Origin of the sequence: Scytonema sp. PCC 10023, assembly GCF_963920835.1 — a bacterium.
Taxonomy (GTDB): Bacteria; Cyanobacteriota; Cyanobacteriia; order Cyanobacteriales; family Nostocaceae; genus Kalymmatonema.
In genome coordinates this window covers 58,139-71,845 of sequence record NZ_CAWUDP010000057.1, presented here as the reverse complement: position 1 = coordinate 71,845, position 13,707 = coordinate 58,139, and the positions used below count along the sequence as shown (strand labels likewise).

Annotated in this window: 9 protein-coding genes; 6 read left to right on the top strand and 3 right to left on the bottom strand. The window is 47.5% G+C overall.

The features are described 5' to 3' along the window. The first annotated feature begins 294 nt into the window (after window positions 1-294). The 5 genes from ACM0OZ_RS29505 (at window position 295) to pcrA (ending at window position 10,862) form a co-directional block, all read left to right on the top strand. Window positions 295-1,401 (top strand): ATP-binding protein, encoded by a 1,107-nt coding sequence (locus ACM0OZ_RS29505; protein WP_414586399.1) that lies wholly within the window; start codon window positions 295-297, stop codon window positions 1,399-1,401. A 44-nt stretch (window positions 1,402-1,445) separates the two neighbouring features. After that, the gene (locus ACM0OZ_RS29500) at window positions 1,446-3,860 is read left to right on the top strand and encodes a PAS domain-containing protein (RefSeq protein WP_414586396.1); all 2,415 of its coding nucleotides are present in this window, start codon (window positions 1,446-1,448) and stop codon (window positions 3,858-3,860) included. Between the two features lie 56 nt (window positions 3,861-3,916). After that, window positions 3,917-6,577: an ATP-binding protein gene (locus ACM0OZ_RS29495; RefSeq protein ID WP_414586395.1), complete on the top strand. Its 2,661-nt coding sequence runs from the start codon at window positions 3,917-3,919 to the stop codon at window positions 6,575-6,577. Window positions 6,578-6,726: 149 nt separating this feature from the next. Then, window positions 6,727-8,169 carry a CheR family methyltransferase gene (locus tag ACM0OZ_RS29490; RefSeq protein ID WP_414586394.1) on the top strand — a complete coding sequence of 481 codons (1,443 nt, stop codon included), beginning with the start codon at window positions 6,727-6,729 and terminating at the stop codon, window positions 8,167-8,169. A gap of 353 nt (window positions 8,170-8,522) precedes the next feature. Continuing rightward, window positions 8,523-10,862 carry a DNA helicase PcrA gene (gene pcrA, locus ACM0OZ_RS29485; protein ID WP_414586393.1) on the top strand — a complete coding sequence of 780 codons (2,340 nt, stop codon included), beginning with the start codon at window positions 8,523-8,525 and terminating at the stop codon, window positions 10,860-10,862. A 34-nt stretch (window positions 10,863-10,896) separates the two neighbouring features. Here the strand turns inward: pcrA and ACM0OZ_RS29480 are convergent, their stop codons facing one another. Then, window positions 10,897-11,346, bottom strand: a complete 450-nt coding sequence (locus ACM0OZ_RS29480; RefSeq protein WP_414586392.1) for a response regulator — start codon at window positions 11,344-11,346, stop codon at window positions 10,897-10,899. A gap of 381 nt (window positions 11,347-11,727) precedes the next feature. Here ACM0OZ_RS29480 and ACM0OZ_RS29475 point away from each other — a divergent pair, with 381 nt between their 5' ends. Next, window positions 11,728-12,507, top strand: a complete 780-nt coding sequence (locus tag ACM0OZ_RS29475; protein WP_414586391.1) for a hypothetical protein — start codon at window positions 11,728-11,730, stop codon at window positions 12,505-12,507. Window positions 12,508-12,685: 178 nt separating this feature from the next. Here the strand turns inward: ACM0OZ_RS29475 and ACM0OZ_RS29470 are convergent, their stop codons facing one another. Continuing rightward, window positions 12,686-13,204 (bottom strand): tetratricopeptide repeat protein, encoded by a 519-nt coding sequence (locus ACM0OZ_RS29470; RefSeq protein ID WP_414586389.1) that lies wholly within the window; start codon window positions 13,202-13,204, stop codon window positions 12,686-12,688. 199 nt (window positions 13,205-13,403) lie between these two features. Further along, window positions 13,404-13,622 carry a zinc ribbon domain-containing protein gene (locus ACM0OZ_RS29465; RefSeq protein WP_414586388.1) on the bottom strand — a complete coding sequence of 73 codons (219 nt, stop codon included), beginning with the start codon at window positions 13,620-13,622 and terminating at the stop codon, window positions 13,404-13,406. Between the last annotated feature and the right edge of the window lie 85 nt (window positions 13,623-13,707).

Here is a 13,707-nt window from a genome sequence, read left to right as displayed (position 1 = left end):
GATGAGGGAGATGAGGGAGATGAGGGAGATGAGGGAGATGAGGGAGATGAGGGGATAAGGGGACAAGGAGAAATAGATGCTCGTTCATCTGTCTTAGATACTCGTTCATCTATCTTAGATACTCGTTCATCTATCTTAGATACTCGTTCATCAGTCCCAGATACTCGTTCATCAGTCCCAGATACTCGTTCATCAGTCTCAGATACTCGTTCACCTGTCTCAGATACTCGTTCATCAGTCCCAGATACTCGTTCATCAGTCCCAGATACTCGAACTACCCGCTCTGCGCGTATTTTGTTAGTCGATGACAATGCCGATATGCGGGACTATGTGGCGCGTCTGCTCTCGAAGCACTGGCATGTTAAAGCTGCGAACAACGGAGCTGCTGCACTAGCTGCTATCGGTGAGCAACCACCAGATTTGGTGCTGACTGATGTCATGATGCCAGAAATGGACGGTTTTCAATTACTGAGTGCATTACGTACTAACCCACAGACAAAAGGAATACCTATTATTCTGCTATCGGCTCGTGCAGGGGAAGAAGCGGCAATCGAAGGACTGCAAGCAGGGGCTGATGACTACCTAATTAAGCCCTTCTCTGCTCGTGAACTGGTAACTCGCGTTCATTCTCACTTGCAAATGTCGCATCTGCGCTCTGAGTTATCCTCCAATCGCATGAAGGATGAATTTTTAGCAACGGTTACGCACGAACTCCATACTCCCTTGGTTTCTATCCTTGGCTGGACTCGCTTGCTACGTTCAAACCAGCTTGATCGGGCGACTGCTTTACGTGCCTTGGACACAATTGAGCGCAGCGCTAAGAACCAGGCAAAGCTTATTGAGAATTTGCTGGATATCTCAACTATTATCTCAGGTAAAGTTTGCTTAAATCGCCAGCCAGTTAAACTGATTCCTATCATTGAAAAAGTTATTAATATAATCAAGCCTAATGCTAAGGCTAAGGGAATTGATATTGTTGTAGAGACGAGAGGTAGCGCGTCTGTACAGGGAAATATTTCCGTTTTAGGCGACTCAAACCGCTTGCAGCAAATTGTTACAAACTTGCTTGAGAATGCCATCAAATTTACACACTCGGGAGAAAGAGTAGAAGTTCGGCTTAATACTGTTGACTCTTGGGCTACTATCTCTGTTAAAGACACAGGTATCGGGATAAGTGCAGATTTTCTGCCCCATGTCTTTGAGCGCTTTACTCAAGCTGAAGTCCCTAGTAGGCATTTGCCTGGGGGGTTAGGGCTGGGGCTGGCGATCGCTCGTCAACTTGTAGAACTGCACGGAGGTACAATTGAGGCAGCAAGTGAGGGGGAAGGGCGTGGCGCAACGTTTACCGTCAAGCTGCCGTTATCGCAGATCCCCGACTTCTATGAGAAGTCGGGGATCTGAACCACTTTGAAAAATCTTGCCAAATTGCCGGAACCATAAACGCTATGCAACGACCTCGACCTGAAACTGTTACGCTAGACGATATTTTGATTACCCAGGAGTTGTCCCGGCGTTCCCCTCGTTCCCCAAATTTGCTCTCAGAAAATCAGGCGTTGCATAGATTAGCACGGCAATTGGTAAATCAGCCGGAAATCATGCTCCAAAGTCTAGTTGACATTGCACTGGAGTTATGCAGTGCTGGAACTGCAGGAGTCAGCTTGCTCGAAGTGTTGCCTAATGGTGAAGAAATCTTTCGCTGGAATGTATTAGCAGGTGCATTGGCACAGTACGTAGGCAGCAGTACACCCCGCAACTTTAGCCCCTGTGGAGTTTGCTTGGAGCGCGGTGCGCCTGTGCTTTTTTCCCATCCTGAACGATATTTCACCTACTTTCAGGAAGCGAAAACGCCAGTTGTCGAAGGGTTGGTGTTGCCCCTAATTGCTGACAATCACGCTCTCGGCAGCATTTGGATTATGTCGCACGATGAGCAGCGACACTTTGACGCGGAAGATGTGCGGGTGATGACGAGTTTGGCAGACTTTACTGCTGCCGTCCTACTTCTAAATCAGCGACAAACCCAGGAATTGCTGGCGAAGAATGCCCAACTAGAAGCTGAGATTGTCGAACGCAAACGGGCAGAAGCAGCGTTGCGTGAATCAGAAAAACGCTTGCGGGCGATGATTGAGAACCTTCCTGGTGGAGCGGCGTTTGTCGTTGACCGCAATCTGCGCTATCTGCTAGCCGAAGGAGAAGCGCTCTATGCCGCTGGTTTCCAACCCGAAGACCTGGTTGGCAAAACCATTTTCGAGGTGCTACCGCCCGAACTAGCGACGTATTACGAACCGATGTACCACAAAGCGCTTGCGGGTGAGCCGTTTGAGCATGAGCATACTGCCCACGATCGCACATACATCTCCCGTGGAACGCCGCTCCTTGATGCAACTGGCGAAGTGTATGCCGTGCTTGCTATCTCTTACGACATCACCGATCGCAAAAAAGCAGAAGTTGCTTTGCGCGAGAGCGAAGAACGATTCCGCTTATTCGTCACCGCTAGCTCGGACATAATGTACAGAATGAGCGCAGATTGGAGTGAGATGCGTAACCTCGAAGGTAAGAACATCCTCGCCAGCACTGAGAAGCCCAGCCACACATGGCTTGAAACGTATATTCCCAAGGAGGAGCAGCCGCAGGTATGGGCTGTCATCCAAGAAGCCATCCGAACCAAGAGTACGTTTGAGTTGGAACATCGGGTTATTCAACAGGACGGCACAATCGGCTGGACGTTCTCGCGCGCCATCCCAATGCTGAATGAGCAGGGTGAAATCATTGAATGGTTCGGAGCAGCAAGTGATGTGAGCGATCGCAAACAAACCGAAGCAGCGATCGCTCAAGACCTCAAAGACACGCAACTGCTGCACGACTTGAGCGCACGGCTCGTCGCTGAGGATGACATTCAGGCGATTTATCAAGAGATTGTGGCAACGGCGATCGCCCTCACGGGGGCAGATGCCGGAACGGTGCAAATTCTCGATGAAGCAACGCAAGAACTGGTGCTGCTCGCTACCCAGGGCTTTGAGCCCAACATGACCGATCATTTCTATCGCATCAATGCCAGTTTAAACACGCCTTGCGGCATTGCACTGGTAACGGGTGAGCGCACCTTCGTTGATTTCGATGTGCCAGAAAACGAAGACCCCGACGGTTCATGCCGAGTGCACGTGGAGGCAGGTTATCTCTGTGCCCAGTCCACGCCGCTGATTGCTCGTTCGGGCAAAGCGATCGGCATGGTTTCGACTCACTGGTGCAAACACCATCGACCGAGCGATCGCGAAGCGCTGCTGCGAAGCGCAGATCGCGAACTGCGCTTTCTCGATTTGCTCGCCCGCCAAGCGGCTGACTTAATCGAACAACGGCAAGCCGAAGCAGCGTTGCGCGAATCGGAGGAAGAATATCGATCACTGTTCACTTCGATCGATGAGGCTTATGCGGTCGTCGAAGTCATGACTGATGAGAACGGTGAGTGGAACGACTTTCTCTTTTTGGAGGTGAATCCTGCTTTCGTGGCACAGACGGGTATGGAGTATCCGGTTGGGCGCAAAGCGACAGAACTGCTAGGAACCCCCAATCCACGGTGGGCAAAGGTTTATGGACGGGTTGCTGAAACGGGTGAACCCATCCGGTTTGAAGAAGGGGAAGCCACTCTGGGGCGCGTTTTTGACCTCTATGTTTTTCGCTTAGGTGGAGCGGGGAGCCGTCGCGTGGCGGTTCTATTTACCGACATCACCGATCGCAAGAAAGCAGAAGCAGCCTTGCAGGAAAGCGAAGAAAGACAGGCTTACTTGCTCAGGTTAAGTGATGCTTTACCGAAGAAAGGCAGAGGGCAGAGGGCAGAGGGCAGAAGGAAAGAAGGTAAGCTTTGATACAAAAATAAGTCCTCTGTTCTCTGCCATAAGGTTTAAAGCCCCTGAATTTATTTATGGAGAAAAATAAACGCGTAGCAACTTTATTAAATCCCCCGAATTCATTCGTGGGGACGCCTTCTGCCTTCTGCCTTCGTACTTCTGCCTTCTTAAGTCCACTTTCAGACCCAATTAAGATCCAGTGGCAAGCTCTAAATATCGTCGGTGAATACTTGGATCTTGACCGTGTCCTGTACAACGAAATCGATCCGGATGTCACAACATACACCGTCTATGTCAATTATGTGCGGGAGGGATTTCCCTCTCATATCGGCAGTTACCCAATGCGCCCTTTCGCTGAATCTGTAAAAAATTTACGCCTGGGTAAAACGTATGTCATTTACGACGTAGAAAATGAGGAGCAGTTTAGCGAAGAGGAAAGAGCGATCTGCCGGGGCATCAATGTGCAGGCATTCGTTGTGGTGCCACTGATTAAACAAGGACAGTGGGTTGTCAATGTTGTGGCACATTACAGCAAAGCCCGCAACTGGACGCAGTATGACGTTTCAATCTTGGAAGAAACGGCGGAAAGAACTTGGGCGGCGGTCGAACGTGCCCGCGCCGAAGCAGCCCTGCGCGAATCGGAAATTCAGCGAGTTCGAGAACAATCTGCCCGCGAACAAGAACGCCAACGCGCCGAATCTCTCGCAGAACTTGATCGCGCCAAAACGCTTTTCTTCAGCAACGTCAGCCACGAATTCCGCACACCGCTGACGCTGCTACTTGCGCCCGTGCAAGATGCCTTGAGCGATTCGGTCAATCCCCTTGCTCCCCCTCACCGGGAACGACTGGAACTGGCACATCGAAACGCGATCAGGCTGCTGAAACTGGTTAACACCCTGCTCGACTTCTCCCGCATCGAAGCAGGTCGGATGGAAGCGGTATACGAGGAGACAAACTTGGCACTGTTGACAACTGAGCTAGCCAGTGTATTTCGTTCCGCCATTGAGCGGGCAGGGCTGCGGCTCATAGTCGATTGCCCACCGTTGCCAGAACCTGTCTATGTAGATCGCCAGATGTGGGAAAAAATTGTCCTCAATCTGCTCTCCAACGCCTTTAAGTTCACCTTTGCAGGCGAAATTGCCATAAGGCTGCATCCTGCTGATGACTATTATGTGACGCTACAGATACAAGATACCGGCACAGGGATTCCGCCTGAAGAACTGCCCCATTTGTTTGAGCGATTTTACCAGGTACGAGGAGCAAAAGCAAGGACTCATGAAGGGTCTGGGATTGGTCTAGCGCTGGTGCATGAACTGATTCGACTACATGGTGGCACCGTAGACGTGAGCAGCACTGTGGGACAGGGAACTTGCTTCACCGTCAGTATTCCTTTGGGCACAGCTCACCTGCCAAGCGAGCGTCTACGACGCGGCGAAGCCGAACGTATCGAAGCAACACGCACGCTAGTATCAACGGCACTCGGTGCTGCTTCTTATGTTGAAGAGGCAGAGCGTTGGCTACCGCAAGAAGGGAACAGGGAACTCTTAACAGGGAACAACGAGCAAGGAGCAGAGGAAGGTGGGGAAAGTGGGGAAGAAATTACTCCCTCATCTCCCTCATCTCCCTCATCCCCCTCATCCCCCTCATCCCGCGTTCTCCTTGTCGATGACAACGCGGATATGCGGGAGTACCTGACGCGGATACTGAGCGAACACGTGGAAGTGGAAGCGGTTGCGGATGGAGCCGCGGCGCTGGTGGCGGCACAAGAGCGAGTGCCAGATCTAATACTGAGTGATGTGATGATGCCACAGTTAGACGGTTTTGAGTTGCTCAAAGCCTTGCGGGCTGAGGCATGCACAAGAGAAGTTCCTATCATCCTGCTGTCTGCCCGTGCAGGAGAAGAGTCGGTGATAGAAGGACTCCAAGCTGGGGCGGACGACTACCTAATCAAACCCTTCTCTGCCCAGGAACTGGTGTGCCGTGTCTTAGCTCATCTGCAAATGGCACAACTGCGCCTTGAAGCACTCCGCCAGGAAAGAACTACCAGCCGCAGAAAGGACGAGATGCTGTCAACGGTTTCCCACGAACTGAATACCCCCCTGGTTGCCATTCTCGGTTGGACGCGGTTACTCCGTACCAGTCCACTCAATCAATCCATGCTGATGAAATCCCTGGAGACGATTGAGCGCAATGCTACCCTGCAAGCCAAACTCATCTCCGATTTGCTGGATATCTCGCGGATTACCGCAGGCAAAGTGCGTCTCCAGCTTGAGCCTGTCGAACTGCAATCGGTGATTTCAACAGCGATCGCCACAGTGCATCAAACCCTACAAACCAAAGACATTCAGCTAAGTAGTCTGCTTGAGCCTTTACCAACAATAATTCAAGGCGATCCAGAACGTTTGCAGCAGATTGTCTTGAATTTACTGACCAATGCTGTGAAATTTACGCCTAAAGGAGGAAGAATTGAAGTTAGTCTTGATGTTAACGGAACTCAGGCTCAGATTAAGGTGAGCGACACTGGCTGTGGAATACCTGCCGAGTTTGTGCCTTATGTGTTTGACCATTTTCGTCAAGCAGAAAATTCAAGCTCTACTAAAGGACTAGGGCTGGGACTGGCGATCGCCCGTCACTTGGTAGAACTCCACGGTGGCACCATCTCTGCCGAAAGTCTTGGAGTTGGACAAGGTGCAACTTTTATTATCAAATTTCCTCTGATTGATACTAATTCTTAAGTAAGATTTAATAACAGGAAATCTAGTTTAGTCTCAAGAAAAGCATAATAAATAAGAGAAAGCGTCTTGGACTTCAAATAAGGCACAAGATGCCCTCACAAAAATGCTCACGCTTCAGTGCTTTTTAACTAATTACAGTATAGTTTAGCATGAGTATATCAGATAACAACCCAGAATTTGAAGTTTTGTTAGACTACCTCAAGCAAAACTGTGGTTGCGATCTGACAGGTTACAAACGTGATTCTTTGATGCGTCGGTTCCAACGCCGGATGCAGCAGTTAAACATTGAGAACTATGCTCACTACTTGCAATATCTACAGAATCATCCCCAAGAGTGCAGTCCGCTACTTGACACCATCTTCATCAACTTCTCTGGCTTTTTTCGCGATCGCGATTGTTGGGATTATTTAGCTAACCAAATTATTCCCCAAATCATCACAGGTAAGCAGCCACATGAACGAATCCGAGTTTGGAGTGCTGGCTGTGCTTCTGGACAGGAAGTTTATACACTGGTTATGTTGCTGGCTGAAGTTCTTGGCATCGAGCAATATTTGCAGCGAGTGCAAATTTTAGCCACGGATGTAGATGAAGATACCATAGCGCAGGCGCGGCGAGCTAGTTATAGCAACCTGGAGGTAGCAGACATTCCGAGTGAAGCTCTGTCTAAGTACTTTGAGCAAATAGAGCAGCGCTATGTTTTTGATTCCAAACTGCGTCGCACAATCTTCTTTGGTCGCCATGACCTGGCTCTTGATGCGCCCATGTCCAAAATTGACCTGCTTGTGTGCCGCAACGTTCTGATATACTTCCAACCTGAAACTCAAGCAACTGTTCTGGTTCGCTTTCATTTTGCCTTGACTGATAACGGCTTTCTCTTTTTGGGCAAGTCAGAAAGCTTGACCAACAATAAACAAATTTTCACCCCTGTCAGTCTGAAGCATCGTATTTTTGCTAAAGGGCAGAAACTCACTTTGCAGGATCACTTGCTGATCCGACCCCAGACTCGCAACAAGAAAGCAGTTAACGATCTGACTATGCAAAGCCACATCTGGCAAACAGCCTTCGTTGCTAGTCCATTCGCCCAGATCGCACTGGATAGCAGTGGTCGCCTGATTCTAGCTAACAATCAGGCTTACGCCACCTTTACGTTGAAAAACAACGATTTAGGTGCGCGAGTGCAAGATCTAGAGATAGGGCGAATTGTAAATTCATTCGCTTTAATCAGACAGCTGCGCGATTGGGCAAAGAACAGCGCCAATGGCGATCGCCAGCCGATAAGCTTGAAGAATGTAAAGTGGACAACCGACGATAACACAACTTATCTAGAGATCCACATGGCACCAATATCAGATCCGAGTGGTAGCCTGATTGGCGCGATCCTCACTTTTGTTGATGTCACCCGCTATACAAAGCTAGAGAATGAACTGGAACAGACAAAGTCAAATTTGGCAAAGGTTTCGCTAGAACTACAGTCTACACAAGATGTATTAGAGAGTACCACCTTACAGCTAAATTTTACTCAAAATGAGTTAGAAATTGTACATCAGGAAATGCAACTTATGAGCCATGAGTTGCATAATATCAAAGATTGAATCACCCAAATATAGGGGTTTGTATGTAAATGGAGTACACCCTGCCCATTGGTGTCAACTTAAGCAAAAACCCTGTCTTTAATCTCGTTTCCAGGTTCCACCTGGAAAGGCAATTGAAGCGGCAGAGCCGCTCTTAAGCCAGGCAGAGCCGCAGAGCCTCCCAATGGTATTCCCAGTCAGAGACTGGGAACAAGGCAATTGTCTCGCAAGCCCCGCAATTGTATGTCTTGCTTTTCTATTTGTTGACTGCGTTTCGCTAAGATAGTGTAGCCTAAGCATTAGCTACCTTTTTTTACTCACTTTATTTAAAGCTAAGCGATACCTGCTGCTTAGTTCTACGCACTCCTCACGCCATGACAACAACCACAGACTTCCTCAGTCACCTCAACCCCAGTCAACGCCGTGCTGTTGAACATCACTGCGGTCCCTTACTAGTTGTTGCTGGTGCGGGTTCCGGCAAAACACGAGCGCTGATTTATCGCATTGCTAACCTTATTTTGCAACACCGCGTCGATCCAGAAAATATCCTGGCGGTGACTTTCACCAACAAAGCCGCACGCGAGATGAAAGAACGTATTCAAAAGTTATTTGCCGATCGCCTGGCAATGACAGAATACAATGAGCGGTTTGATTTGTTACCAGAATACGACCAAACCAAGCTGAAGTCGAAAGTCTGGAAAACCTTCATCAAAGATATGTGGTGCGGTACATTCCACAGTCTGTTTTCTCGCGTTCTCCGCTTTGATATCGATAAATACCAAGACGAAAAAGGACGCCAGTGGACGCGGAATTTTTCCATTTTTGACGAGTCGGACGCCCAAAGTCTTGTGAAAGAAATCGTTACAAAACAGCTTAACCTCGACGACAAGAAGTTTGAACCCCGTTCTGTCCGCTACGCCATCAGCAACGCCAAAAACCAAGGCTTATCACCTAAAGAATTTGAGAGAGAACAGCCGAATTATCGCGGCAGGGTGATTGCAGAAGTTTATAATCACTATCAAAGCCGACTTGCAGAAAACAACGCCTTGGATTTTGATGACCTGATTCTCGTTCCTGTAAGATTGTTTCAGCAAAACGAGCAAGTGTTGGGTTATTGGCACAAGAAGTTTCGCCATATTCTGGTAGATGAATATCAGGATACTAACCGCACTCAATACGAACTCATCCGCTTGTTGGCGACGAATGGCGAAACCAAAAAGAGTGAATGGGATTGGACAGACCGTTCTGTTTTGGTGGTTGGTGATGCTGATCAATCCATTTATTCATTTAGAATGGCTGATTTTACCATATTGTTGGACTTTCAGCAAGATTTTGGCGACGGCTTACCAGACGAAGATACCCGCACGATGGTGAAGTTGGAGGAAAATTATCGCTCTTGCGAAAATATTCTGCAAGCGGCAAACCATCTTATTGAAAACAACACCCAACGTATTGATAAAATCCTCAAAGCAACAAGAGGTGCAGGTGAGGAAATTTTTTGTCATAAAGCAGATGATGAAATTGCAGAAGCAGATTTTGTCATCAATCAAATTCGCTCTTTAGAAAACCAAAATCCAGAGTTGAATTGGGGAAGTTTTGCCATACTTTATCGTACCAACGCCCAATCTCGACCGTTTGAAGAGTTATTGGTGCGATTGGGAATTCCTTACACGGTTGTGGGAGGGATAAAGTTTTACGATCGCAAAGAAATTAAAGATGTCCTCGCTTACTTGCGGGCGATCGCCAACCCTGCTGATACACTCAGTTTATCACGAGTCATAAATACTCCCCGGCGCGGTATTGGTAAAGCTACCATTGAAGCACTCAATAACGCCGCGAGAGAATTAGGTACAACTCTGTGGGAAATCATAAGTGATGAAACATCAGTAAATACATTAGCTGGGCGTTCTGCGAAAGCTGTTAATAGCTTTGCCCAAATGATTCGTAATTTGCAAGACCAAATGGAGACAGTTCCAGTTTCTGAACTTGTGCAAGGAGTCCTTGAAGACTCTGGATACCTTAAAGACTTGCAAACACAGGGAACGGAAGAAGCAGAAGACAGGGTGCAAAACGTCCAAGAATTATTCAACGCCGTGCTGCAATTTGAAGAAGAAAGCGACGATGTCACCCTGCAAGCCTTCCTTAGCAGTACCGCCCTCAGTTCAGATTTGGATAATTTAAAAGAAGGAGAAACCGCAGTTTCACTGTTAACTTTACATGCTTCCAAAGGGCTGGAGTTTCCTGTTGTGTTTTTGGTAGGGATGGAACAGGGACTGTTTCCCAATTACCGTTCCATGAACGATCCAGCAGCTTTAGAAGAAGAACGCCGCCTGTGTTACGTGGGGATTACTCGCGCCCAAGAACGATTGTACATCACCCACGCCCGCGAACGCCGCCTTTACGGGTCTCGGGAACCAGCCATGCGATCGCAGTTTCTCGACGAGTTACCCGAAGAATTATTAATGACTCGGCATAGAAGCGTTACTTATACCAAAGGTGCTGGTGGAAGTTCATCGCAGCGTGTCACCCAAGGAAAGCAAGGGACGGCACAGAGTTGGCGAGTAGGCGAAAAAGTTCTGCATAAAATATTTGGTGTTGGAGAAATTACTCATATTTTTGGGTCGGGAAATAAAATTTCACTAGCGATTAAATTTGACAGTATGGGTCAAAAAATTATTGATCCAAGGGTGGCACAGTTGCAACGGGTGGATTGATAGGCACCCAAAATCAAGATTCTCCGTCAGTTCCCTAGACTTTGGCTGCCGCTCCTGTGCCTATGCAAAGCATGGACGAAGAATGGGCGGCAGATGGTTGTTCAATTCTCTCCCATTCCAATACCTCTGCCATTTGCACCGCTAGTTTTAACGGGTCAAAAGGTTTGGCAATGACTCCCGCAATGCTTAACTGTGCATATTGTTTTAAATCTTGCATCTCCACCTGAGCAGTCAGCAAAATAACTGGAATTGTGCGGGTACGCGGATGACTTTGCAGCGCAGTCAGCACCGTTAGTCCGTTGATATTCGGCATGATTACATCCAGTAAAATCGCATCCGGGAGTTGAGTAGAAGCCAATAACAGTCCATTGCTGGCTTCAGTAGATGTCAGCACTTGCCAGCCCCCCAAGTATTCCAAGCAAGTTTTAATAATGGTACATAAATTTTTCTCGTCATCAATTACCAAAATGCGCTTTGTTGACATAGCTTACTTACGGGTTAGTCTTTTAACAAGTTAGCTACCTTTGTTTCTCTTCACCATCTGCTAAAGGAATCAATGAATATTAAATTTTAATGTATACATAAATACACATATTGCATTTGGCTTTGTTTAGTTACTGATGTCGATTATTTCTTGTACAAAGGAAACATTGACTTATTCAAAATTTAGAAAGTAATTTATGAGACAAACAAATTCCATTTGATTTTAAGAGAATTACTAGCTTGGAAAACTAAAAGAAGCTTCTGCCATACGACCTATGTAGCCAATGCCTCTACATTGCCTCCTGAGAATGAGGAAACTACAGTGGTGGCATTATAAAGTGATACCTATACGCTAGGTTGATGTAGTAACGGAGTTGACACTATGGCTAGTCAAGCAGAAAGTAAAGGTAAGCACACTGCTGCTCATGACGAAACTGCAGGCAAGAAAGCGGCTACTAAGAATGAAGGAGATGCTAACAAGCACAGTGCTGATAACCACGAGGAGCTAGATTCACTTCTTTCTGCGCTTGACGGAGATATCACTGCCCTCGATGCAGACGCTGCTTTGGGCTTAATTGACGAGTGGTATGGTTCTCTGCATAAAGCTAAAGAACCAGAACTCAAAGAGATTGCAAATACTATCAAGGAGCTAAAGCAACTCGTCAAGGGTGGTAAAGCCACAGGTCATGAGATTGGTGAGGTACTGATTGAAATTGGCGAACAAACAACTAACTTTGGTTCTGATGCTTCCAAAGAGCTAAAAACTCCACTGCATAAATTAGGTAAGCAACTTACTAAAGCAGGCACTTCACTAGGTAAAGCAGAAGACAAGGAGCATATTGAACAAATTGACTCCCTGGTAGAGAACCTTGAAGGAGACTTGACGAAAATTGATACAGAGGTAGCCCTCAACGGTATCGACACGTGGTACAGTTTGCTACACAAGTCTGAAGACGAGAATCTTAAAGAAATTGCCAATGGACTTAAGCAACTCAAGCAACTTCTCAAGCGCAGCAACCCCAAAGGTGCTGACATAGGTGAAGTACTCACCCAACTTGGCGAACAAACTCAAGAGGCGGCTAACTCTGCTGGAAGGGGACTCAAAGGGCGAATTCAAAAACTGGGCAAAGTCCTCAGTAAAGTTGGCAAGTCTTTAGAGTAAATTCTTCGGGTGCATTGTTGACACTCCTCGCTCTTAGGGACTTCCAAATAAAAAAATATCCCAAATTTTCTTGTGGGATGGGTGTCCCCACCCGTCCTTTGTATTCAGGGCGGGCAGGATGCCCACCCCAGAAGATGGATAATTTATTTCTTGGAAATCCCTTATAGGGCGAGGAGTGTCAATCAATCAGGTGCTGAAGCTGTTTAATTAGATTCTGTGCTTGTTGATAGCCTTTTGTGTCTCCTTGCAATAGAAAGAGCTTAGCTGCTAGCTGTAAGTCCAGGATTGTTCCAGTTTCGTCTCCAATACCATAGCGAGCACCAGCTCTATGAAAGTAAGCCTCAGCTAAGCGGGGATTGAGTTGTAATGCCCGATCAAAGTCCAATACTGCGCCCAAAGCGTCTCCCAATTTGTGTAGAAGAAGACCCCGACTATAGTAGGCGTTAGCATTGTTGGGATTGAGGATTATTGCCTGATTAAAGTCTTGAACCGCTCCCCTATAGTCTCCGTGCTGAAATCTGTCACGTCCTCGGTTGAGCAAGTTAACCGAGCCTTTAGAATTACTACTTGTGGTATCAGTACGAGTAGTTTGTGCATGAACAGATCCGATTAGTCCACTGGAAAGTGCAGACAGACTAAGAATTATAATCGCTGCGGGAGCAACAACTCTTGTCAAAGTTGTAGTACACAATTGCATTTGCTTTTGCGTTTGCTTTTAACGCTCTGCTTCGGTCTAACTGCTTAAAGCTGCTATCACCCACGATAACGCAGTACTAGCCTCAACTGCTGTTGAGCGATAAATTATTTCAGTGAACTACCTACACCGACAGCCGCGGTACGGTGTAGGCTTCCGGCTTCATTGACAGATGCCCGTCCACCGCAGCGGTTTGTTGGTCTTACTCCGCCTCGGCGGGCGCAAGAACGGGGTTCCCTCCGCCCATAGATAATATCCGAATTCCTTGATTCCTTATATTTAATGCTGCATTAACATCACGGTCATGATGAGTCCTGCATTCAGGGCAATCCCATTCACGGATATCGAGTGTTAACTCATCAATAATGTGACCGCAGCATGAACAGGTTTTGGAACTGGGGAAGAATCTCCCTATCTCCACAAGTGAGCAGCGCGGTGGGGGGGGTTCCCCCCGCAACGCGCTGCTCACCCGGAGGGTTGACCATCCTTGACTTTTAACTTGCAGT

What these genes read in the sequence shown, in the direction of transcription:
- ACM0OZ_RS29500 (WP_414586396.1), top strand. Translation starts at nt 1,446, where the DNA reads ATGCAACGACCTCGACCTGAAACTGTTACGCTAGACGATATTTTGATT.
- ACM0OZ_RS29495 (WP_414586395.1), top strand. Translation starts at nt 3,917, where the DNA reads ATGGAGAAAAATAAACGCGTAGCAACTTTATTAAATCCCCCGAATTCA.
- ACM0OZ_RS29490 (WP_414586394.1), top strand. Translation starts at nt 6,727, where the DNA reads ATGAGTATATCAGATAACAACCCAGAATTTGAAGTTTTGTTAGACTAC.
- pcrA (WP_414586393.1), top strand. Translation starts at nt 8,523, where the DNA reads ATGACAACAACCACAGACTTCCTCAGTCACCTCAACCCCAGTCAACGC.
- ACM0OZ_RS29480 (WP_414586392.1), bottom strand. Translation starts at nt 11,346, where the DNA reads ATGTCAACAAAGCGCATTTTGGTAATTGATGACGAGAAAAATTTATGT.
- ACM0OZ_RS29475 (WP_414586391.1), top strand. Translation starts at nt 11,728, where the DNA reads ATGGCTAGTCAAGCAGAAAGTAAAGGTAAGCACACTGCTGCTCATGAC.
- ACM0OZ_RS29470 (WP_414586389.1), bottom strand. Translation starts at nt 13,204, where the DNA reads ATGCAATTGTGTACTACAACTTTGACAAGAGTTGTTGCTCCCGCAGCG.